Annotated in this window: 14 protein-coding genes; 5 read left to right on the top strand and 9 right to left on the bottom strand. The window is 68.4% G+C overall.

Annotated elements, in window-relative coordinates:
• Positions 1-117: 117 nt before the first annotated feature.
• On the bottom strand, positions 118-2,319 hold the full coding sequence (locus tag ACFQ0E_RS02410) for a patatin-like phospholipase family protein (protein ID WP_386822104.1): 2,202 nt from the start codon (positions 2,317-2,319) through the stop codon (positions 118-120).
• Between the two features lie 105 nt (positions 2,320-2,424).
• On the opposite strand from ACFQ0E_RS02410, the gene ACFQ0E_RS02405 reads away from it, so the two are divergent.
• From ACFQ0E_RS02405 to ACFQ0E_RS02385, 5 genes are all read left to right on the top strand, one after another.
• Entirely contained in the window at positions 2,425-3,411 is a 987-nt protein-coding gene (locus tag ACFQ0E_RS02405; protein ID WP_386822103.1) for a Gfo/Idh/MocA family protein, read from the top strand.
• Positions 3,412-3,603: 192 nt separating this feature from the next.
• On the top strand, positions 3,604-5,013 hold the full coding sequence (gene glnA, locus ACFQ0E_RS02400; protein ID WP_386822102.1) for a type I glutamate--ammonia ligase: 1,410 nt from the start codon (positions 3,604-3,606) through the stop codon (positions 5,011-5,013).
• Positions 5,014-5,197: 184 nt separating this feature from the next.
• The gene (locus ACFQ0E_RS02395; RefSeq protein ID WP_386822101.1) at positions 5,198-5,653 is read left to right on the top strand and encodes a GNAT family N-acetyltransferase; all 456 of its coding nucleotides are present in this window, start codon (positions 5,198-5,200) and stop codon (positions 5,651-5,653) included.
• A gap of 332 nt (positions 5,654-5,985) precedes the next feature.
• Positions 5,986-6,324, top strand: coding sequence for a P-II family nitrogen regulator (locus ACFQ0E_RS02390; RefSeq protein WP_137851158.1), 339 nt, complete (start codon positions 5,986-5,988; stop codon positions 6,322-6,324).
• Between the two features lie 22 nt (positions 6,325-6,346).
• Positions 6,347-7,918 (top strand): ammonium transporter, encoded by a 1,572-nt coding sequence (locus ACFQ0E_RS02385; protein WP_386822100.1) that lies wholly within the window; start codon positions 6,347-6,349, stop codon positions 7,916-7,918.
• 77 nt (positions 7,919-7,995) lie between these two features.
• Here the strand turns inward: ACFQ0E_RS02385 and ACFQ0E_RS02380 are convergent, their stop codons facing one another.
• From ACFQ0E_RS02380 to ACFQ0E_RS02345, 8 genes are all read right to left on the bottom strand, one after another.
• The gene (locus ACFQ0E_RS02380) at positions 7,996-8,856 is read right to left on the bottom strand and encodes a hypothetical protein (protein ID WP_386822099.1); all 861 of its coding nucleotides are present in this window, start codon (positions 8,854-8,856) and stop codon (positions 7,996-7,998) included.
• Positions 8,826-9,761, bottom strand: coding sequence for a hypothetical protein (locus ACFQ0E_RS02375; RefSeq protein WP_386822098.1), 936 nt, complete (start codon positions 9,759-9,761; stop codon positions 8,826-8,828). The genes ACFQ0E_RS02380 and ACFQ0E_RS02375 overlap by 31 nt, the downstream gene beginning before the upstream one ends.
• Entirely contained in the window at positions 9,758-12,715 is a 2,958-nt protein-coding gene (locus ACFQ0E_RS02370) for a hypothetical protein (RefSeq protein ID WP_386822097.1), read from the bottom strand. Before ACFQ0E_RS02370 ends, ACFQ0E_RS02375 begins: the two co-directional genes overlap by 4 nt.
• 69 nt (positions 12,716-12,784) lie before the next feature.
• Entirely contained in the window at positions 12,785-13,687 is a 903-nt protein-coding gene (locus ACFQ0E_RS02365; RefSeq protein ID WP_386822096.1) for a caspase family protein, read from the bottom strand.
• A 34-nt stretch (positions 13,688-13,721) separates the two neighbouring features.
• Complete coding sequence (locus tag ACFQ0E_RS02360) at positions 13,722-15,974, bottom strand: hypothetical protein (protein ID WP_386822095.1); 2,253 nt, start codon at positions 15,972-15,974, stop codon at positions 13,722-13,724.
• Positions 15,947-18,175 (bottom strand): hypothetical protein, encoded by a 2,229-nt coding sequence (locus tag ACFQ0E_RS02355; RefSeq protein WP_386822094.1) that lies wholly within the window; start codon positions 18,173-18,175, stop codon positions 15,947-15,949. The genes ACFQ0E_RS02360 and ACFQ0E_RS02355 overlap by 28 nt, the downstream gene beginning before the upstream one ends.
• Positions 18,176-18,270: 95 nt before the next feature.
• Complete coding sequence (locus ACFQ0E_RS02350) at positions 18,271-20,457, bottom strand: hypothetical protein (RefSeq protein WP_386822093.1); 2,187 nt, start codon at positions 20,455-20,457, stop codon at positions 18,271-18,273.
• Between the two features lie 329 nt (positions 20,458-20,786).
• Positions 20,787-23,258, bottom strand: a complete 2,472-nt coding sequence (locus ACFQ0E_RS02345) for a hypothetical protein (RefSeq protein WP_386822092.1) — start codon at positions 23,256-23,258, stop codon at positions 20,787-20,789.
• Between the last annotated feature and the right edge of the window lie 15 nt (positions 23,259-23,273).

The following is a 23,273-nucleotide window of genomic DNA, read 5'->3' as shown; positions in this document are numbered from 1 at the left end:
CACAGCGTATGCGGATCCTGTCTCGGTGGATGCGATGTGCCGGAGCCGTCGGGCGGCTGCACACGACCGCTCATCCGCAGCGCGCGAAACCCTGCGCGATCGAAACCCTGCGCGACCTCAGTCCGGTTGCCCCAGCCGGAAGAACACGGCTTCCTCGCCGCCTTCGGCGAGGCCAAGGCCGAAGTAGATCGGGCCCAGCGGCGTGTCCAGCGCGGTGTAGACGCTGCCGCCGAAGATCGTGCGTTCCAGCGAGGGCTCCTGGCCGCGTCCCCACAGCTGGCCGGCTTCGAGCGAGCCGCCGACGAACAGCGGGTACTCCATCACCTGCGCCAGCGGATAGTTGAACTGCAGCGTGCCCAGGGCCGCGCCGTTGCCGCGCAGGGTGTCGATGCCGTAGCCGGACAGGCGGAACGGGCCGCCGAGCGTGGCCACGTCCTCGAACGCGCTGCCGCGCCGGTCGTGGCTGCGCAGGCCCAGCTGCCAGCGTCCGCCGAGGCCGGTGAAGGCGAGGTTCGCGTTGAAGCGCGAGGTGAAGCCGCGGGTTTCGGCATCGAGGATGGGCAGGTAGCGGGTGTGCCGCGCCTGCACGTACCAGCCCTTCGACGGGAATTCGGCGTCGTCCTGGGTGTCGACCACGAAGTTCAGGTCGAGGCCCGCGCTGGTGGTGGTGCGCGGGATCGTGGTGCTGACCGAGTCGCGGCGCAGGTCGAAGTGGTTGCGCCGCGCGAACGGCGCGATCGAGGCTTCGCCCCAGTCGCCGAACACCGCGCCCAGCCCGGTGCGCGCCTGCCAGAAGCTGTAGCGGTACTCGCCTGTGGTGTTGCCGCCGTCGAGCAGGGTCTCGTTCTCGCCGCGCCATTCCAGCGAGGGCCGGAAGAACACGGTGCGCTGCAGGGTGAGCGGCTGGTGCAGTTCGGCGAAGGCGCGGTTGCGGTCGCCGATGCGTGCTTCCAGCAGCAGCTCGCCGCCGAAGCGGTTGAGTTCGCGCCGACCGTAGCGCGCGCCGAGCTGGTATTCGCCCTGGCCCTCGAAGTCGTCCTGCATCAGCAGGCCGAGCTTGAGCGTGCCGTCCTCTTCCCAGCGACGGCTGCGCGCGACGTAGGTCAGCACGGTGTCGTCGCAGTCGTCCGATTCGATCGTGTAGTAGACGCGCGAGAACTCGCCGAGACCGTACAGGCGGCCGAGGTCCTGCTCGATCTTCTTCGCGTCGACGGCCTCGCCGGGCTTGGCGGACATGCGCGCGAGGATGGCTTCATCGTCGACGCCGGAGGTGTTGGCCAGCTCGACGCGGTCGATGGTGCCGATCGGCCTGAGCTTCGCCGCGCGCGCCGTCCTCCAGGCGGCGTAATCGGCTTCCGACACACGCATCGCCTGCAGCTGCGGCAACGCGGCCACGGTCGCGGCTTCGCCCAGCGCCACGCCCTTGTCCATGCCTCCGGTGAAATCGGCCGAGCCCAGGTCGGCCAGCTCGGGCACGATCAGCACGTCGCGCGGGCCGAGCCGGTCGCGCTGGCGCTGGCTTTCCTTCTGCATCAGCGCGGTGATCATCTGGTCGGTGATGCTGAAGGGATCGAGCAGCTGGTCGCGGCTCTTCAGCTTCGCCGCGATGTCGACCGCGATGATCCGCCGCGCACCCCATTTCTGCGCGATCTCGACGGGGAGATTCATCGCCACGCCGCCGTCGATCAGCGAACGCTCGCCGTAGCTCACTGGCGAGAACGCGCCGGGCACGGCCATGCTCGCGCGCACGGCGTTGACCAGGTCGCCGCTGTCCATCGCCACCGCGTCGCCGGTTTCCAGGTCGGTGCCGACCGCGCGATACGGAATCGGCAGGTCGTCGAAACGCGGGATCGTCGCGCTCGGCAGCAGCGCGGCGCGCAGCGCGACCGCCAGGCGCTGGCCTTCGAACAGCGACGGCGGCACGCCGACCTTGCCGTCGCGCAGGCCGAAGCCGCCCTTGGCGAGGAAGCTGCGGTCCTCGGCCTTGCGCCGCGCCGGGAACACGCTGCGGTCGATGCGGTCGACGAACATCGTGTTCCAGTCCAGCGCGCGCATCTGCGTTTCGATCTCGGTCGCGGTCAGGCCGCTGGCGTAGAGGCTGCCGACCACCGCGCCCATGCTGGTGCCGACGATGCAGTCCACCGGGATGCGCTCGCGTTCGAGCACCTTGATGACGCCGATGTGCGCCATGCCGCGCGCACCGCCGCCGCTGAGGACCAGGCAGGTGTCGAAGTCGGCGGCGCGGGCGGGGGCGGGCGCCACGAGGTATGCCAGGGAGAGGGCGAGGGTCGCGGCGAGCTGACGCGCGGTCTTGCGCATGACGGGGAGGCCGGATGGGACTGCCGCGCAGTCTATCGTGCCGCAGCGCGGCCCCGACTATGATCCGGCGCTGTGCCGGCATCACGGGCCCTCGGGAGGGACAGCATGAAGACGATCCGCTGGGGCATCATCGGTTGCGGTGCGGTCACCGAGGTGAAGAGCGGCCCGGCTTACCAGCAAGTGCCGGGTTTCGCGCTGCAGGCGGTGATGCGCCGCAATGGCGCCCTGGCCGAGGACTATGCACGCCGCCACGGCGTGCCGCGCTGGACCGACGGTGCCGATGCGATCATCCGCGCCGACGACATCGATGCGGTCTACATCGCCACGCCGCCGGACACGCACCTGCACTACGCGCTGCGGGTCGCCGCCGCCGGCAAGCCCTGCTGCGTCGAGAAGCCGATGGCACGCACGCCGGAGGAATGCGTCCGGATGAATGCCGCGTTCCGCGAGGCGGGCGTGCCGCTGTTCGTCGCCTACTACCGGCGTTCGCTGCCGCGGTTCGCGCAGGTGGCCGACTGGCTGCGCGAAGGCCGGATCGGCCCGGTGCGCCACGCGCACTGGACCTTCTCGCGGCCGCCGAAGCCCGACGATCTCGCGGGCCGCAGCGGCTGGCGCACGGATCCCGCGCAGTCCGGCGGCGGCTACTTCGTCGACCTCGCCAGCCACGGCCTCGACCTGCTGATGCATCTGCTCGGCGATATCGAGGATGTCGCCGGCACGGCGCTCAACCAGCAGGGCCTGTATCCGGCCGAGGACGCGGTCGTCGCCCACTGGCGCTTCGCGCCGCAGGCCGATGGCAGTCGTGCCCTCGGCAGCGGGTTCTGGAATTTCGCCGCCGACCGGGGCCGGGACAGCGTCGAGATCGTCGGCCGCGACGGAACCCTGCGCTTCTCCGTGTTCGACGAAGCGCCGCTGGTGCTGGAATGCGGCGGGGTCTCGACCGAGCGCGTCATCGCCCATCCGCCCCACATCCAGCTGCCGCACGTTACCGCCATCGCTCGGCACCTGCGGGGCGAGGCATCGCATCCATCGACCGGTGCCTCCGCCGCGCGCGCCACCGAGGTCATGGCGCGGATCCTGGGGCAGGGCTGAGGCGGCCTGCGTGCGCCGCCTGTCCCGGTCGGCACGCGGATGGTGCAATCCAGCCTTGGCTGCACCAGATTGGTGCGATCGTGATTCGGGGAAGCAGCTTGCCCGCGTGGAATCAATGGCTTGCGTGACGAAACTGGCTGGCACGCCCCTTGCAATGGGAGAGGCATTCCTCACCCTGCCGGAGTTTCCGAGATGTCCCTCGAACACGTCGAAAAACTGATCAAGGACCACAAGGTCGAATTCGTCGACCTGCGCTTCGCCGACATGCGCGGCGTGCAGCACCACGTGACCTTCCCGGCCTCGATCGTCGAACCCGGCCTGTTCGAGGACGGCAAGATGTTCGACGGCTCGTCGATCAGCGGCTGGAAGGGCATCAACGAATCGGACATGGTGCTGCTGCCCGATCCGTCGACCGCCTTCCTCGACCCGTTCACCGCCGACCCGACCGTCGTGCTGACCTGCGACATCCTCGACCCGGCGACCATGCAGGCCTACTCGCGCGACCCGCGCGGCGTGGCCAAGCGCGCCGAGGCCTACCTCAAGGCCAGCGGCATCGCCGACCAGGCCTTCTTCGGCCCGGAACCGGAATTCTTCATCTTCGACAGCGTCCGTTTCGCCAATGAAATGGGCCACACCTTCTTCCACATCGACTCGGAAGAAGCGCACTGGAACTCGGGCCGCGAATACGCCGGCGGCAACACCGGCTACCGCCCGATGGTGAAGGGCGGCTACTTCCCGGTCGCCCCGCTCGACTCGCTGCACGACCTGCGCGCCGAGATGTGCAAGACGCTCACCTCGCTGGGCATCGAAGTCGAAGTGCACCACCACGAAGTCGCGAACGCCGGCCAGTGCGAGATCGGCACCAAGTTCAGCACGCTGGTGAAGAAGGCCGACGACCTGCTGACGATGAAGTACGTCATCAAGAACGTCGCGCACCGCAACGGCAAGACCGCGACCTTCATGCCCAAGCCGATCGTCGGTGACAACGGCAGCGGCATGCACGTGCACCAGTCGCTGGCCAAGGGCGGCGTGAACCTGTTCTCCGGCGACGGCTACGGTGGTCTGTCGCAGATGGCGCTGTGGTACATCGGCGGCATCTTCAAGCACGCCCGCGCGATCAACGCCTTCGCCAACTCGACCACCAACAGCTACAAGCGCCTGGTGCCGGGCTTCGAAGCGCCGGTGATGCTGGCCTACTCGGCGAGCAACCGCTCGGCCTCGTGCCGCATCCCGTACGTGGCGAACCCGAAGGCCCGCCGCATCGAGATCCGCTTCCCCGATCCGATGAACTCCGGCTACCTCACCTTCGCCGCGCTGATGATGGCCGGCCTCGACGGCATCAAGAACCAGATCGATCCGGGCGAGCCGAGCAACAAGGACCTGTACGACCTGCCGCCGGAAGAAGAGAAGGCGATTCCGACCGTCTGCCACTCGCTGGACCAGGCGCTGGAAGCGCTGGACAAGGACCGCGAGTTCCTCAAGGCCGGCGGCGTGTTCACCGACGACTTCATCGACGGCTACATCGCGCTGAAGATGCAGGAAGTGACGCGTTTCCGCGCCGCGACGCATCCGCTCGAGTACCAGATGTACTACACGATCTGATGCCTCATCTCCCTCCCCCGCGCGCGGGGGGTGAGGAGGCGCGATTACGGAGCACTGCTCCGTGCGCTGACGAACGCCAGCAGGCTATGCCTGCTGGCAGGGAGGGCTGGGGTGGGGGCGTTTCGCCACCGCCAACAAACAGGTCCCTCACATGCGTTCGGGATGACAGGGGGATATCGGCATCGTGGACATCCGCATCGACGACCTGCGCGGTGTCGAGATCGCCAGGTTCCTGCAGGACCATCTCGACGACATGCACCGGCATTCGCCGCCGGAGAGCGTACATGCGCTGGATCTGGACAAACTGCGTCGTCCGGACATCACTTTCTGGACGGCGTGGGAGGGCGAAGCGCTGCTCGGATGCGGCGCGTTGAAGGCGCTGGACGGCACGCACGGCGAGATCAAGTCGATGCGCACCGCACCGGTGCATCGCAACAAGGGCGTGGCGGCAACATTGCTGCGCCACATCGTGGCGACGGCGCGCGAGCGCGGCTACCGGCGGCTGAGCCTGGAAACCGGTTCGCCCGAGGTGTTCATGCCGGCGCGCATGCTGTACGAGCGGTTCGGGTTCGTGATGTGCGGTCCGTTCGCGGATTACGTCGACGACCCCTGGAGTGTGTTCATGACGCTCGAACTGTGACGGTTCGGGCCTGACGAGAGGAACGAGGCAGACGCCCCGGGCCGGGGCGAACGAGAGTGCGGTATGCGGCCTGGCGCTCTGCGCCGGCCCACATCAGTTCAAGGGTTCAAGGCCGTGCGCGCGCTTCGACGGAAGACGCGGGCGGCGACGAGGTCGCGGGAGACGCATCGCAGCTTCCTTCCCCACGTCGGAATGCGGTGCGGTATCCCGGACGGGAGCCGGCGGGGCGGATCGACGCCTGCGTGCATCGATCCGCCACGACCGGCGTTCATCCTGGAGCGCGTGGTGCGCTTGCGCAGGCATCCGGCGCTCCGTCCACACGGGGAGAGCGCATGAAACTGATCACCGCCATCATCCGGCCGTTCAAACTCGACGAGGTGCGCGAAGCCCTGTCCGAGATCGGCGTGTCCGGCATCACCGTCACCGAAGTGAAAGGCTTCGGGCGACAGAAGGGTCATACCGAGCTGTATCGCGGCGCCGAGTACGTCGTGGATTTCCTGCCCAAGATCAAGGTCGAGGTCGCGGTGTCCACGGACCAGCTCGATGCCGCGATCGAGGCCATCCAGCAATCCGCCGGCACCGGCAAGATCGGCGACGGCAAGATCTTCGTCGTCGCGCTGGAACAGGTCATCCGCATCCGCACCGGCGAAGTCGGCGCGGACGCGCTCTAACCCACACCTCGGAGACCGTCCCATGACGACTGCCCTGTCCGGGTCGCGCGCCCGTGCATTCGCTTTCGCGATGCTGCTCGCTGCGACCACCCTCTGTTCGACCTTCCTCGCCTCCGCGCAGACCGCCCCGGAGGCACCCGTCGCAAGCGAGTCCGTCGCGGCGACATCTTCTGATGCCGCACCTGCAGACGCCGCGCCTGCCGACGCTGCACCGGCCGAAGCAGCAACTGCCCCGGCCGCGCCTGCGGCGGATGCCGCCGCAGAGGCCGCACCCGCACCCGCGCCGACTGCCAACAAGGGCGACACCGCGTGGATCATGGTCTGCGCCGCGTTGGTGATCTTCATGGCGCTGCCGGGCCTTGCGCTGTTCTACGGTGGCCTGGTGCGCAGCAAGAACGTGCTGTCGATCCTGATGCAATGCCTGGTGGTGTTCTCGCTGGTCGCGGTGCTGTGGGCGGTGTACGGCTACAGCCTCGCGTTCACCGCCGGCAACGCCTTCATCGGCGGCGGCGACCGCCTGTTCGGCGCCGGCCTCAACGGCGCGATGGCCGCGACCTTCACCAAGGGCGTGTACATCCCAGAACTGGTGTTCTTCGTGTTCCAGGGCGCGTTCGCCTGCATCACCTGCGCGCTGATCGTCGGTGCGTTCGCCGAACGCGTGAAATTCGCCGGCGTGCTGCTGTTCACGGTGATCTGGTTCACCTTCGCCTACACGCCGATGGCGCACATGGTGTGGTTCTTCCCCGGTCCCGATGCGTTCACCGACGCCGAGGCCGCGAAGACCGCGACCGCCGCCGCCGGTTTCCTCTGGGCCAAGGGCGCACTGGATTTCGCCGGCGGCACCGTGGTGCACATCAACGCCGCGATCGCCGGTCTGGTCGGCGCCTACGTGATCGGTCCGCGCATCGGCTACAAGCGCGAGGCGATCAAGCCGCACAACCTCACCCAGACCATGGTCGGCGCCTCGATCCTGTGGGTCGGCTGGTTCGGCTTCAACGCCGGCTCCGCGCTGGAAGCCAACGGCGTGGCCGCGCTCGCCTTCGTCAACACCTTCCTCGCCACCGCCGCAGCGGTGCTGAGCTGGAGCGCGGCGGAGTGGATCGCGCGCGGCAAGCCGTCGATGCTCGGCGGCGCCTCGGGCGCGGTCGCCGGCCTGGTGGCGATCACCCCGGCGGCCGGTCTGGTCGGCCTGATGGGTGCGATCGCGATGGGTGCCATCGCCGGCGTGGTCTGCTTCTGGGGCGTCACCGGCCTGAAGAAGCTGCTGCGCGCCGACGACTCCCTCGACGTGTTCGGCGTGCACGGCGTCGGCGGCATCGCCGGTGCGCTGCTCACCGGCGTGTTCGCGGCGCCGTCGCTGGGCGGTGCGGGCCTGTGGGACTACGTCACCGAAACCGCGCTCGCCGACTACAGCATCGCCTCCCAGGTCTGGGTGCAGCTGCAGGGCGTGCTGGTCACCGTGGCATTGTCCGGCGTGGTCTCGCTGGTCGCCTTCATGGTCGTGAAGTACACGGTCGGCCTGCGCGTGAACGAGGATGCCGAACGCGAAGGCCTGGACATCGCGTCGCATGGCGAGGCCGCTTACGAGCACTGAGGCGGTCGGCCTGCGACCGCATGCGTGACCGACGGCGCCGGAGCGATCCGGCGCCGTCGCAGTTTGTCGTCGAGGCTTCAGGCAGCGCCCGCGCGGATGCGCGCGAGGACGGGCGCGCGCCACACCGCGATGCCGTAGGCGCTGCCGCAGACCGGATACGCGTCGTCGTGCGTGCGCGCTTCGGCATCGCGGCCCCAGGCGCTGCCGGCGGCCGCATCGCGCACCGGGCGCAAGGCGTGCGCGCCGGCCTCCACGGCGTGCGTCAGCGCCAGCACGAGTTCGGCCGGATCCGGATAGAACGGCGACAGGCTTGCCGCGCGCGCCGGCGCATCGCCGGCCCAGGCCACGGCATCGGCGAGCATCGCGGTCGCGGCGGATGCGCCCGGAAGATGGTCGAGCGACAGCGCGGCCAGCAACGCGAGCACGTTCGCGGTCGCCGTGCAGTCGATCACATCGTGGCTGCGTCCTGCGCGATGCCAGGTCGAGAAGACGCCGGTGCGCAGCCATGGCGGGCGCAGCAGCGGCAGCGTGGCGATGCGGTGCCGACCGATGGTGCGGCAGGCCGTCCGTCGTGCCGCATCGATGTCGATGCGGCCTGCGCGCACGAGTTCGAAGAGCATGATCGCGGTGTCGTCGGCATCGCCCGGCAGCGCGGGTGCCCAGGCCGGGTGTGCGTGCTCCGGCCAGAAACCGAAACCGCCTTCGCCATGCCGACAGCGCTCCAGCGCGTCGAGCATCACGTCCGGGACCGCGCGTCCCTGGCGACGCAGTGCGCGCACGGCGAGCGCGCCGACGAATCCATTGCGGTCCTCGCGCCGCTGGCCGCCGTGCTCGAACACGCCGTGCTCGAACATGCTGGGCACGATGCCGTCGGCATCGACGCCGTCCGGCCACGTCGACGCGCGGCTCAGGTCGGGCGCAGGCCGCACTGCAGCCATGTCCTGCCCTTCACGTCGATGCCCGCGCCGACCATGCCGTGTCGCCAGGCGCCGTCGTCGCTGCCGGCGACGAGCGCGGCATGGACCGCGCGCGGCGCGCCATCGCAGAGTGCGCCGAGCGTGGTGGCCGCTTCGGTGTCGTCGCGGAACAGTGCCTTGGCGAAGATGAACCAGGTCAGCGCGAGCGCGCGGCCTTCGGCATCGAGCGTGAGGCTCAGTCCCGAAGGCCGGGGCAGCTCCTGCCGGCGGGTCAGGGCGGCGAGCAGCGTCTCCAGCGCCGCGCCGTTTCCGGTCACGGCATCGGCGAGCCGGCCGACCGTCGCGCGATCCAGCGATGTCCCCTGGCCGTAATACTCGCGGCTGCCATCGACGTTCAGGCCGACCATGCGCCAGGCCATGCCGTCGGCGCGCAGCAACGGGTGGTGATGGCGGTCGGGCAGCGCGATGCCTGCAGGCAGCTCCACGTAGAGCTTGCCGACCGTGTCGTGGGCATGGCGCATGCCGAGCCAGGCCCCGTACTTCAGTCGTGCGTCGCGCTGGAGCCGATGCCACGGCGCCAGGTCGATGCGCTCCCGGTCGGGCAGGTGGGCAGCGGCGATGGCCAGTCGCGCGCGCTCATCGGATTCCGGCGCCGCGACCTCGGCCGTCCAGCGCACCGCGGTCTCGCGCGACGACCACGCGAACTCCATCGGCATGCCCGATGAGGTGAGCCGACTGAAGCGCCACGCCATCTCCGGCCACAGGCTGTCGCCGATCGGCGACAGCACGCGGCGCAGCCAGGCCTCCGCGATCGTCGCGGCCTGCGGCAGCGGGCCCGCCAGGCGCGCCAGCGTGGCGTCGATGCCGGCGGGCAGTGGCGACAGCGACAGCCGTGCGTCGGCAGTTGGGCAGGCTTGCGCGTTCATCGCACCGGGACCAGTTCTTCCTCGCTCTCTTCCCATGCCCGCTGGTCGAACGTGCCCGCTGTGCCGACGAAGGTGAAGCGGCGGCGATAGCGGCGCAGGGTGCCGTCGCGCAGGGCGATGCGAAGCTTCACGGGATCGGTGGCGTCGCCGCGCAGCTCCAGGCGCTCGCTCCGCTCGTAGGCGTTGTCCGTGTCGCGATACTCCACATCGATGAACACGCGGCTGACCGAGGCGGGATCGAACAGCGGAATGAATTCCAGGCGCAGCGCGGACGCGAACAGGTCGTGGACCACCAGTTGCGGGATGTCGACCTCCACCGGCGTCGTGCGTTCGGAGGTACCGTCCTTGAGCCGCTGCACGTACTGCACGGTGACACCGCGATTCGCCGGCGCAGGCTTCGCGCCGCGCAGTTTCCATGTCTGCGCTCCGCCATCCGCGGTGAGCATGAGGGCGGCGCGCGGTTCCGGCGAGGCGTAGCCGCGCGCCTGCAGGCGCACTTCGATCGCTTCGACGATCTCCCAGTCCACGTCGCCGGGCGTCGCGGCGATTTCGCGGAACTCCACGTGCTCGTAGGGATTGACGAACAGCGTGCGATCCGCAGTGTCCCGCGACGGAACCTCGTAGCTGTGCCGGTCGGCCGCCCAGTCCGACTGCGGGTCGAAGTGGTACTGGAAGCCCGCCGCGTATTCGACGTCGCGGGTCGAATTCATGAAGACCTCGAACGTCTGCGTGGAGGCATCGCCGGGCAGGAAGGTGAAATCGTCGTGGCGGTGGTCCTGCGGGCGCGCGGCATCGCCGTAGTCCAGCGCGACCTGCGCCGAGAGCATGCCGATCCGCGCGAAGTCGATCGGGCAGCTCGCTTCGACCTTGAATTGCCGGAAGAAGGGATCGGCCAGGTCGATCTCGCGGAAATACTTGTCCTTGTTGCGCAGGTCGCCGAGGAGCAGGCCGAAGAAGCCCTGCGGGGCATAGGTGCGACGGGTCGCTTCCGCACGGTTGTAGCGCAGGGTGAGGGTCTTGCGTTCTTCCTGGCGCACGAACTTCAGCTTGAGCGACACCGCGACCGGCGCATTGCCGCCGCCTGCGGCCGGTGGGCGCGGCTGCGGCTGCGGCTGCGGCTGCGGCTGAGGCTGAGGTTGCGGCTGGGGTTGCGGCTGAGGTTGCGGCTGGGGCTCCGGACGGATCGAGGCGGGTCGACGCAGCGTCCCCGACCAGCGCGATGGCGCGCTCGCGGCACGCTGGCCGATCACGTGCACCACGCGGTTGTCCGGATCGCCGCCCATCGCCGAATGGCTACCCGGACGGTTGGAGGCCGGCGCGTCGCCGTGCGCGCTGCCACCGGCGACGGTGCCGCCCGCGCGCTGCACGATCGCCAGCGCCACGTCGCGCCTGCGCTGCGCCAGGCGCATGTTGTGCTGCGCGCGCGGGGCTTCGCCTGCGCCGCTCGCGTGCTCGTGGCTCGCATAGGCTTCGACGCGGACGTTGCGCGGCGTCGGCAGGGACTGGATCCAGGCGCGCAGCCGGTCCGCGCCGCGCTCGCTGCCGCTCCAGTTGCCGTCGCCCTCGATGCGGAGCGTCCCGGACGCGTCGCGGAAGCGGGGATCGGTGGTGGTGTTCTCGACGTAGGCGCGGTACTCGGTCGAAGGCGGGTTCACCCGCCAGCCGGCTTCGGCGGGTTTGTCGAAGTCGAAGAACAGGCCGAAGGTTTCCTCCGTGCGCTGCGCGGGCCATTCCACCTCGATGCGCTTTTGCGTGTTCGGCGATACGGTGGTGCGCACGCGACCGGCGCTGTCGGCGGCGACCGCCTGGCCATCGATGCGGATCGTCGCGCCCGCGCCGGTGATGGTGAGGGTTTCCTCCAGGCCGCTGGCGGCCGGCGAATGGGTGACGGACAGCCCTGCCGGCAGCGGATCGGGCGAATGCGCGTCGTGCGTCAGCGTGGCCGGCTGGATCTGCTCGGCGCCCGGCGTGGCCGGTGTGTTCGCTGGCGTACCCGTCGGGTTGTTCGCGGGGGTGTTCGACGAGGGATTGGTCGTGGTGCTGCCGTTGTTCCCGGTCACGTCGCGAAGCAGGTCGCGACCGGTCGCGATCACCTCCGACAGCGGGTCGGCGTCGGCGACATCGGCGGCGGTCTGCCCGGGCGTGAGGCTGGGCTCGAACCACTTCGACAGCAGGTCTTCCTTGAAGAACTCCAGCGCCCAGCGCTCCTGTTCGCGTTCATCGTCCTGGTCGGTGAAGTTCAGCACCTTGATCTTGATCGCGCCCGACTGCACCAGCGACTCGAAGGCGGCATCGATGCCGCCGCGCAGGTACATGTACTGCGCTTCGAGGCTGGCGCTGAAGTGGGTGAAGATGCGTTCGAAATCCGCAGTGATCTCCACGTCGATCGCGGGACGCATCGCCAGGTACTTCATGTCGTACAGCACGCCGATCGGGGTCATGCCGTTGGACATGGCCTGTTCGAGGATCGTCGCGCCCTCCTGCGACAGGCTCAGGCTGAAGGCAGCGCCGTTCTCGCTGTCCATCGTGGGGACCGATGCGCCCAGGATGTGTTCGACCGCGTTGAACGCACCCTCGGGCGGCGGCGTCGCCGAGGTGCCGCCGCTGCCCTGCAGGTTGAGCGCGATGCACTGCACGGTGCCTTCCTCGAACGGCACCGCAGCGAGCCGCACCGGCGGCGTGACGCCCGGTTCGGCGTTCAGTCGGCCGATGAGGCGCGACTCGGTCGACGGACTCAGGCGCAGCGATGTCTTGAAGGTGACGAAGCCGCCACCCTTGCGGGCCACGTCGACGCTGGCGGCCTTGTACTTGAGGAAGGTGAATTCCGCCAGGTTCTCGCCGGCGCGACGCGCGAGCGAGACCGGTCCGGGCAGATACCAGAACTGGTTCGGATCGGCGTGGTCGCGGAAGACGGTCAGGCCGTCGATGGTGAGCGGTTTCTCGAGGCTGAGCATGGAATGGGTCCTTGCGCCGGTGCGCGTTGCGTTCGGAGCGGCGCCGCGCGAAACCGCGCGGCGCGGCGGTCAGCGGCAGTCGCGCCACCCGTCGAGGAAGTCTTCCCCCATCCGGTTGGCCTGGCCGCGCAACTGCGGCGTCTGCGTCTCGCCGGGAAAATGCGTGGACATCAGCGCGTTGACCTTCGATGTCAGCTCGGTCATCAGCGTGTCGTAGGTGATGGTGTACGGGCAGGTGTCGATGAGGTCCAGGAAGGACTTGGTGAGCAGTCCATGCCCGATCGTCTCGTGTTCCATCGCGACCTGCGCCGCGGAGCTGGCGGCGATCAACGTCGACTTCGCGTTCTGCACCAGGCGTCGCGAGGTGTCTTCCTCGACGACCACGCCGGCATTGCGCGCGGTCACCCGGCGGATGTTGCCGTCGAGGGCGTTGCGCTGCGCCGGCGGGAGGCAGATGCCGCACGGCACCATCGTCCTGCACTGGGTCAGCGCCTGCACCAGTTCGGCGGAGAACGCGGGCGAACGCGCGCGGCGCGCCCGCTCGGCTTCGTCGTGCATGCCGCCGGAATGGCAGCTGTCGAGGATCATCGTGAAGTTGGCGACCGAGTGCTCCAGCGTGTCGGCCAGCGAGAACAGCTCGTGGTCGCTGATGTGCTGGCCGGAGTACGGGATGATGGTCTCGAACATCTGCGCCGGGTTGGACGGATGGGGCGTGCGCCCGCCGTGGCCGGAGTAGTAGAAGCAGATCACGTCGCCCGGCTGCGACTGGCTGACGCAGTAACGCAGCGCCTGGCGGATGCGGCTGGAGGTGGCCCGGGCATCGGTGAGGTAGAACATGTCCTGCGGATCGAAGCCGAAGGCGTCGCGCAGCAGGTGGTACATGGATGCGGCGTCGGCGACGCAGAAGCGCAGGTTGTTGTAGCCCTGCACCGAGTAGTCGTTGACGCCGACGATGACGGCTCGCTTGGTCATGATGGACTCCTTGTGATGTCGTGCGGCGTCGGCGTCAGGCGACGATGCCGAGGATGTCGTCTTCGGTCTCCACGGCCGGGCGGCGCTCGGTGCGGCCGTCGGCGTGGACCAGCGTGAGCTGGTGGCGCCAGACGCGGCGCTTCGGATCCGGGGTGGAGAAGCGCACGCTCAGCTCGGTCGCGTCCGGCTCCAGGCGCAGGCGCTGCTGGCGCACGTAGTGGTGGCTCGCGTCCTCGTAGGTCACGTCCAGCATCGCGGCGCGCAGGCTTCCGAAGTCCAGGCTCGGGAAGATGGTGATGTCGAGCGAACCCGGGAACGGGTCGTCGATCACGACCGAGGTCGCACGCGTCGTCGCCTTCGGCAATGCGCGTTCGGTGCCGTCCTTGAGTTTGTGGCGCACGGTGTAGGACCAGCTGCGCGGTGCGTTCGGCGACGTGCGCAGCTTCCAGGTCTGGGCTTCCGGCGCGTCGGCATCGATGCGTACGGTGTGCTCGCGTCGCCATCCGGCCGGGTCCGCGTATTCCAGGTCGATCTCGATCGCATCCACCACGCCTGCATCGATGCGTCCGGGTTCCAGCCGCACCGAGAGGAAGCCGACCGCCTCGGCCGGGTTCAGCACCAGCGTGCGGTCGTCGGTCGAGGCCACGCGCGGGCCGTCGTATGAGCTGCGCACGCCATCCCAGCCGCTGGCCGGGTCGAAGTGATACTGCGCCTGGTACGCGTACGTCCGGTCCTTGCGCAGGTTGGTCATGAATTCGACGGTCTTCGGCCCGCGATCCTCGGCGGTGAACACGAAGTCCTTGCGGCGGTGGTTGTTCGGGTCGCTGGTCGGGCCGTAGTCGATCTGCAGGTGGATCTCGCGCAGGCCGACGCTCTCGAAATCGAATGGTGCCTTGGCCTCGATGTCGATGCTGCGGAAGAACGCGTCGTCGATGTCGATCTCGATGAAGTACGGCGGGCGGCGCAAGTCGCGCGCGAGCAGGCCGATGAAGCCCTGCGGTGCGTAGGTGCGCTGCTGGGCTTCGGCGCGGTTGTACTCGAACGTGACCTTGCGCCGTTCCTCCTGGCGGATGGTCTTGAGCCTGAACGCCGCGACGGTCTCGTCGCCGCTGCGGCCCGTCGTGCCGCCTGCACCGGCGCCGTCCGCCACCGCGTCCACGGCCGCGCCGCGATCGCGACGGACCGCGAGGCCGGCCGCACCGGAGGCCGGTGCGGGTCCGGTCGTCGCCGGCTCGCCCGTGCCTTCGGTGGGGCTGGCATCCGCACCGCCGCCGCCGGCGGGCAGTGCCATGCCGGCCGGCGCATCGCCGTGGCCGCTGCCTGCGGTCGGGCTCGGGCCGTGGTCGACGGGGTCGGCCGGCGCCGGGGTTTCCGGCGGGCGCTCGGGTGCGGGCGGCTGCGGCGGGCGCAGCTGCGCGCCGAGCGCACGCACCTGGTCCAGGCTGTCCGCCTGCGCGGCCGCAGCGGCGAGGGTGCCGGGCGTGAGCACCGGCGTGAACCAGGTGTTGAGCACCTGTCCCTTGAAGAAATCCAGCGCGTCCTTGATGCGCGTTTCGTTCTCGGCGCTGTTGGTCATGTCGGCGACTTCAATGCGGATCGCGCCATCGCGGACGAGGCGTTCGAAACCGGCATCGATGCCGGCGCGGACGAAGCCGCGCTGGCCGTTGGCCGAAGTGCTGAAATGGGTGAAGACCTGGTTGAAGTCGGCGGTGATCTTGACGTTGAACGCCGGACGCAGGCCGGTGTACTTGAGGTCGTAGATCACGCCGATCGGGGTCGTGCCTTCCTGCAGCGCCTTCTCCAGCAGGGTCGCGCCCTCTGCCGACAGTTCCAGGCTGAAGACCGCAGTATTGCTGCCGGCCAGCGAAGGCTTGCCCGCGCCGAGGATGGTCTCGACCGCATTGAACGCGCCTTCCGGCGCGGGCGTGGCACGCGTGCCGCCCGAACCCTGCAGGTTCAGCGCGACGCAGGCCACGGTGCCCTCGTCGAACGGCACCGGCGCCAGCTTCGGCCGGCCACGACTGATCGAGGCCAGGCGTTCCGTCACCCGGCGTTCGAGATCGCGGTCGAGCGCCAGTTCGGTCTCGATCATCAGGTAGCCGCCGCCGCGTCGCGCGGCGCCGGGGCGGTTCTTGTACTTCAGGAAGGTGAACTTCGCGCGCTGGTCCGCTTCTCGCCGGGCCAGCGACACCGGCCCCGGCAGGTACCAGAACTGCGAAGGATCCGCGTGATCGCGGAACACGGTGACGCCTTCGATCGTCAGCGTGCGCGAATCGAGCTGCAGCATGATGTCCTCCTCATGGAATCTTCGCGGCCAGGTCGGTCGCTGCGGTCGCGGTCCAGTTGCCGCTCTTCGACAGGCCGTTCTCGAACAGGAACGAGGCCTTGTACTCGTAGCGCATGCGCGCCGGATCGACGTAGTCGTACTCGAACTCGGCCAGGCTGCTGCCGTTCTCGAAGACGAACTCGTCCTCGAACGCGAGGCCCGCCGCGAAGTCCTCGAAGCGCAGGCGCATCGTGCACTTGCGGAGCTTCCTGCGTTCGAAGTCGGCGGGCGGGCGCACGGTGACGATGCGGCGGCCCTTCGCGTCGGCGCGCAGCGCGATGCGGTTGGCGTTGGTCATCGACTCGGGCAGCTCGACGAAGCGCCCGTCCTTGTAGTGCAGGCCCACCCGGTAGAACACCGACTTGCGCGAAGGGTCGCGCAGGTCGACCGCGAACGCCTTCGACGACGCGCCCTCGCTGAAGCTGAGCGATTCCTCCACGAGCAGGTCGTTCGCCGGGTCTTCGTAGCGGAAGTCGACGAAGGCTTCGGACACCTCGCTCCAGTTCACGCTCGGCACCACCTGGACCACGCGCCGCGTCGGGAACGGATTGCGCACCACCACCTGGGTGTCGTCGCAAGGCGTCCAGGCGTGTTCCACGTCGCGGTTGTCCTTGGCGCGGAATACCTTGCGCACCTCGAATCCCGTGCGCGCGGGATCGAGCATGAACATCTTCCAGCTGGCCGAAGTCGCCTCGGCGGTCAGCCGGAACATGTCGCGCTGCGCGATGCCGTTGGCGCTCGTCGGTGTAGCGCAGGTGCACTTCCACCGAGGTGTAGCGGTCCCAGGGGAAGTTCTCGGCGAGCACCGGCACGGTCGCGATTGCGTACAGCTCCCTGGGCATGATCTCCAGGTTGTCGACGTCGACCATGCGCGGCTTTGACTTGAGGACCGCAGGCCGCTCGGCGGTGTCGACCGACTTGAACGTGACTTCGTAGTCGACCTCGACCTCGCGCACCATCGCGCCGTTGCGCAGTTCGCTCAGCCACTCGAAGCTCGCCTCCGGGGCCGCCGGGGTCAGCAGCGCGTTCTTGGGTTTGCCCGCATAGCGCGCGCGCAGGTTGATGCTGGCGATGTCGTCCGCGGCCATGTCGGCGCGGACCACGCCCTTGATCCGCCGCTTCTGGAACCAGTCGTTGTCGAGACTCACCTGCTTGACGAAGCGGTCCAGCGGCAGCCCGCCATCGCGCAGCGTCTTCGTCAGTGCCGCCAGGTGGCCCTGCGGATGGATCGACTTCTTCACCGCGACGCGCTCGGAGAAATTCACGTTGAGCGACTTGCGGTCCATGCGCGTGTAGTCCATGCGCTTGTAGGAGAAGCTGGGCATCAGCCCCATCGCCGGTCCGCCCGCCGCATGCGCCGCCTGCTGGCCGGCGAAGCGGCCCACCGCGTCCATCGCGCGTTCCCAGTCCGGCTTCTTTTCCGGCGTCCACGGCGGCAGGCTGACGTTGAAGAACGCCTCGGTGATCATCGCCCGCACCTGGGCCAGCGCGGCATCGCGACGGTCGATGATCCCCTTGGTGTCATCGCTCTCGACGACGAAGGTGTCCGACTCCAGCACGATGGCGCGACTGTCGACGAGTTCATCCACCGCCTTGCCGATCTCCGACGAGCCGAATATGAAGCCGACGGAGAAGCTCTCGTCCATGTGCTTCTGCACGCGGTCCCAGTCGACCTTCAGGCGGATGTTGTAGGCCGGGCGCAGGCCGAGGAAATCCAGCGAATAGATCACGGCCACCGGCAGGATCTCGCCGTCCAGGCAACTGCGCATCAGGCTGAAGCCGTCCTGGTCCAGCCGCACGGAAAACGCCGCCTGGTTGTTGCCGTACAGGGCGGGCTTGGCGTGATGATCGATCTTGAGGACGAAGTCCTGCGTGCCGGTCGGTGCGGCCGTGCTGTCGCTGGCCTTGCCCAGCATCAGCAGGCGGACGGTGCCGTCCTCCAGCGGCACCGGCGCCAGGCGCGGCGCGTTGCGCAGGTTCTCGTCGTTGGCGATGGCCTGGGCCAGCCGGTCGATCTGCGACTGGCTGGCGCCCACGTTCACGTCGAAATTGAGGAAGCCGCCGTTGCCCGCGTCGCCGCGGAAGCCGAGCAGCAGGAACTGCGGGACGTCCACTCCCGCAGTGCGATCGCGCACCGTGGTCAGGTGCGGGGCCAGCGGCATGTAGTACCACTGCTCGGGATCGGCATGGTCCGGAAAGACCGTGATGCCGTCGATCTCGCGCGTGCGGCTGTCGAGTAGGAGCATGGCTGCGTTCCTCAGGCGGGGACTTCAAGGAACAGCGACAGGTCGGTCATCGGCTTCGGGCCCTCGGTGACCCTGCGCCCGCCATCGACCATGAAGTAGGTGATCGTCGCTTCGTAGCCGGTCTTCGTAGCGTCCTTGATCGGCACCTTCCAGTTCTTTTCGGCATCGCCCGACTTGAAGCGCATCTCGATGCGTTCGTTGACGCCGTTGTCGGCATCGACGTACTTCAGCGCGACGTTGACCAGCTTGACCTTGTCCCAGTCCATGAGGTCCGGCACCACCGCGACTTCGAGGAAATCGACGGTGCCGCTGCCGATGGTGATCGTCGGCCGCTTCGCGGGCGTCTCCGGCAACTCGCGCATGGTGCCGTTGCGGAACGTGATCGTCGCCGACCAGCGCACTTCGCCGAGCGTGTCGTCGATCACCGGGAACGACCAGTCTTCCGCCGGGTTGTCCGACGACAGGTTCTTGCGCACGGTCTGCCGATAGTTGTTGCCCGGGTCCACGTAGACCGCGTCGACCGTGATCGCCTGGATGTCGTTCTCCAGGTCGCCCACCGCCCGGAAGGCGACGGTCTTGATCGAGCTGAACGGATCGTCGATGTAGAGCTCGGACGCCAGCTGTTCCTGTTCGGGCCGCTTGATCTCGCGACCGTCGGCCATCTGGTAGGTGACCTGGTAGAGGATCGGGTTCGTGCGCGGACGCTCGATGACCTCGCGCACCGAGAAGGTGTTCGCGTCCTTGGTCATGTTGAACTTCTTCTCGAACGGACGCACGCCGCCGCTGTAGCGCACGGTGATCATCGCCCGGTCGACCTGGCCGAAATTGATGTCGCCCGGCGCGATGTCGAGCGCCAGGATGCCCAGGTCGTCGACGTTGATGGTCAGGTTGGTGTCGTCGGTCTCCTTCTCCTCGGAGCGATAGACGAAGGCGCTTCCGCGGTAGTTGACCGTGTACTGGTACTTGAACTTGCGGATGCCGTTGTGGACGAAGCATTCGAACTTGGCGACATCGTCGGGCGAATCGAAGGTGAATTCCCGGGTCTTGGCCAACGGTCCGTGCGGGTACCAGATCTTCACCTCGACGCTGTGGATCGGCAGCTTCGTGAAGTCGGCGTTGACCCGCATGCTGACCTGCAGGGTCTTCAGGAATTCGTCGACGCTGACCTTGCTGTAGTAGTCCTCCCACTTCAGCGGCTTGTTGTCCTTGCCCTTCATCGCGGGAATCGAAGGCAGCATGCCCTGCGGATTCCTAGGCACGAGGATGGTCTTGGCTTCGCTCCACTTGACTTCGACGTTCGCCATCTGGGTCTTGTTGATGCTGCGGCGGATGTCCTCGATGTCCTGGCCTTCGCGCAGCTCCTTCGTGTTCGGGTCGACTTCGGCGATTTCCTTCAGCAGGTTGCGCTGCACGGCCGCTTCCAGCTGCTTGGTGATGATCGCGCGGATCTCGGCTTCCAGCTTCGTGTTCTCTTCCGGGCTGAGGTTCGGCGCCTGCACGAACTCGAAGTGCGTTTCCGTCACGTCGTTCTTGTATCGCGAGGAGTTCACCACCTCGGTGTAGCTGTCTTCGCTCCAGAAGTTGTCTTCGGTGTTGATGTCCTGGAAGAACGAGTAGAACTCGGATGCGTTCCAGCGGCCCCAGGCCTTCATCTCGGGCAGCCGGATGTAGTGGTTCAGCTTGTAGACGACCGTGATCGCGCTGCCCGCACCGGTGCTCAATGTCTCCTTGAAGACGGCCGTGCCCAGTTCGCTCAGTTCCATCTGGAAAGACGCGACGTTGCTGCCGAACAGGGACGGTTTGCCGGGAGAGCGGATCTTCTCGACCAGGGCGCCGCCTTCGGTGAGCAGGAGCTCCACGGTGCCGTCGGTCCAGCTGACGGTGGCGAGCTGGACCTTGGGCGCCTGCCTGCCGGTGCGCTGGTACTTCGCATCCACTTCCTTCTGGAGGTCGGTGGTGATCTTCTTCATCGCGTCGTCCGGCACGCAGAGTTCGGCGTCGAATGCGATGAAGCCGCCGAATTTCTTGCCGCCGTCCTCGCGGATCTGACCGTACTCGACGAAACGCAGGGCAAGGCCTCCGTTGTCCAGCCGCTTGATGGTCGGCTCCTTGGGGTAGACGTAGAAGGTGTGGTCGCTGGCGTGGTCGCCGTGCACCTGGTAACCGTGGAGCTGGCGGACGTTGTCCAATTGCATCATGGTCGTACTCCTTGACGTGTGCGATGGCCGATCCGTGCGGTGTGAGGCGATGGCGTGGATCGTGCCGTGTGTGATGCCTGCTGCTTCGTCAACGCGTTGCGCGGGTCGATGCGGACAGCCGGCGATGCATGTTTTCGAACGGATTTTCGAGCGGGTTCTTGAGCGGGTTTTCGAACGGAGGCATGGCGGACACTCATTCGCGCGCATGAGTCCGCCCTGCACGATCCCGCGTGGAGATCGCGTCTGGAGATGCCGCCTGGGGACCCTGCGCACGGATCCCATGTGGAAATGCCTTTCGACCCCGCACGGGGTCCGGCGAAGCGCCGGGATCAGGGCGGACGGATTCGCCAGCTCGTCGCATCCGCGAACGCTTCGCCGGACGTCGCATCGCCGCCGCTCGTGGTGTCGGTGGCGAGCGTGTCCGTCGTGGTGAACGATGCGTGGCCCGCAGCGTCGTCGACGCGTACCGAAGCGTCGACGTGCGCCGAGGCGCTGTCGACCGATGAGGTCGTCGTGCGTGCGCCTCCGGGCAGCGTCCACGCGTAGGCGACGCCGAACAGTCCTGCCTCGCCGGCGAGCGCGCGTTTGACTTTGTCGGCGCGCGCGTCGTCGAGCATCAGCGAGAACGCGGCGTGGTAGGGCGGCATGCCGGAGGACTGCGTGCGCGCTGCATCCTCCCAGGCGCCGGCGCCATCGCCGAAGCGCAGCACCACATCGCCGACCGCATGGGGCGACGGGCGCAATTCGATGCGTGTGGCATCGATGCCCGCTTCCGCTGCGAGCGCAGCGCGCGCGGCTTCCAGCTGCGGCGTGGGTACGCCCCAGATCGCCGTCAGCGACAGCATGTGGATGCCTGCGGCCGAGATCAGCGTGATCTGCGACGTTCCTCCGTCCGCAGCGATGCCCGGATGTCGCGCGCGGTAATGCCAGACGCCGGTTTCTCCGGGGACCGGCGAGAACACGGCGTCTTCGATGACTCGTTCCATGTTGGCTCCTTGCGCCGAACCCGGCGCGTTGCTGCTGTGCACGGTCAGTGCCGATTCGGGCGACATCACCGGCGACCACCGGGACTGGCCGTGGCGGCGCCAGAGATAGCCGGGACGCAAGGGCGACGTTGCCGTCCAGGTCCATCGCTCGTGCGGTGACGCAGGCGTGAGACGCAGCAGGCGGATCCGCGTCGGCTCGTGCTCGCGACCTTCCGGCACCACTTCCACCAGGATCTCCCGACTCGCGTCGTCGAAGACGCCCATGACATCCAGCGCGCGCGCGCCGCTGCCTTCGAAGCTGAAGGCATCGAGGGTCAGCGCTTCGACCGGGATGGGCGCCATCGTCGCGCGCGCATCGCCCGCGAGCGCCTCCGCAGTCGCGGACAGGGTCGCGCCGACCACGTCGCGCGGTACCGCGAACGCGGCTGTGGGTGCATCCCGGTCGAGCTTCGCCGAAAGCGACCATGCGCGTCCTTCGCGCGTTCCCTCGACGCGCACGGTGACGCTGGCCTGGTCGAGGAACGACCGTTCGCAGTCGACGTTCACCAGCGAGAGGCCGAAATCCTCGATCCCGACGACCAGCATTTCGCGGGTGGATTCGCGCTCGGGTCCCGGCAGCATCGCCACGCGTCCAGCGTCGACGACGAAGGCCTGGGTGCGCCAGCGGTAGGCGAGCGGCTCCGACGGCGACAGGCGCAAGGTCGCCACGGCAGGCGAACGATCGCCGGGCAGCGGCAAGCTGGCCTTGCTCGCGAATGGGCGTGCCGGTGGCCTGGCTGCGGCGACCATGTCCACCTGTGCGCGCAGCAGGCCGACGCGGCGCTGCGGTACGTTGGCAAGGACCGTGATGGCGTGCCAGCCGCTGTCGAGCGCGGGTGCGGTGCGGTCGCGCAGCACGTCGCGTTCCAGCGCCGATGCGTCGAGGTCGCGCAGCGGGCCGAGCGGATCGGCGGCGAGCGCGAAGACGCGTGGCGCCAGCAGGACGTCGTCCAGCGACCAGCGCAATTGCGCCGGTCCCATCCGTGCAGGATCGAAGCGCAGATGGATGCGGTCGTCGCGCTCGCCCGGCACCGGTTCGGCGAAGCGCGCCGCGCATCGATCGAGAACGGCCTGCACGGCCTGCGTGCGGTCGCGATCGGGCACCTGGCCGAGCGGCGCGAGGCCCAGGCGCGCAGGATCCGCGAGCAGGGTCTCGCGGAGCACGTCGATCGGGATCCCGATCGCATCCGTCGATGCGGCGGCATCGACGGATGCGATCGCCCGCAGGCCGGCGAGCAGTGCGGGCGGATCGACGGAGAGCGAGAGCGGATGACGCGCTGCGACGCCACGGACGCGACACCAGGCATTGGCGTTGACGAGGGCCATGCCGCGACGCAGCGCGCCGATGAACAGTTCGGTCGCCGTCGCGTCCAGCCGGACGCCCAGGGCCATCGAGCCGCCGCCGGCGATGTCGAGCGGCTGCAGCGCGCGTACGGCATCGGGCAGGTCCAGTGCGCCGACGGGATCCAGGCGGATCCAGCCGCGTTCGATGCGCATCGGATGGAAGTCGAGCGCGTCCGTTCCCTGTGCTGCGCCTGGCGTGGGCAGGTGCGTGTCCACCGCGAAAGCGAGCGACAGGAACGAGAATTCGGCGAGGCCGTCGCGATCGCGATCCTGCCGATAGCGGTCCAGCCTGAGTGCGGGGCCGCCGTCGTGCGTGCGCGCCACCAGCGCGGTCGGCGGCACGACGAACATCGCAGGTCGCTCCCATGCGGCGAACGCCGCATGGCCGTCGAAGGCGATGGATGCATTCCAGTCGGGGGAACCAGCGAGCATTGCGGCGCCTGTCGA

This window comes from Lysobacter brunescens, from assembly GCF_042677005.1.
Taxonomy (GTDB): domain Bacteria; phylum Pseudomonadota; class Gammaproteobacteria; order Xanthomonadales; family Xanthomonadaceae; genus Lysobacter_I; species Lysobacter_I brunescens.
This window is presented reverse-complemented; position numbering and strand designations above follow the sequence as displayed.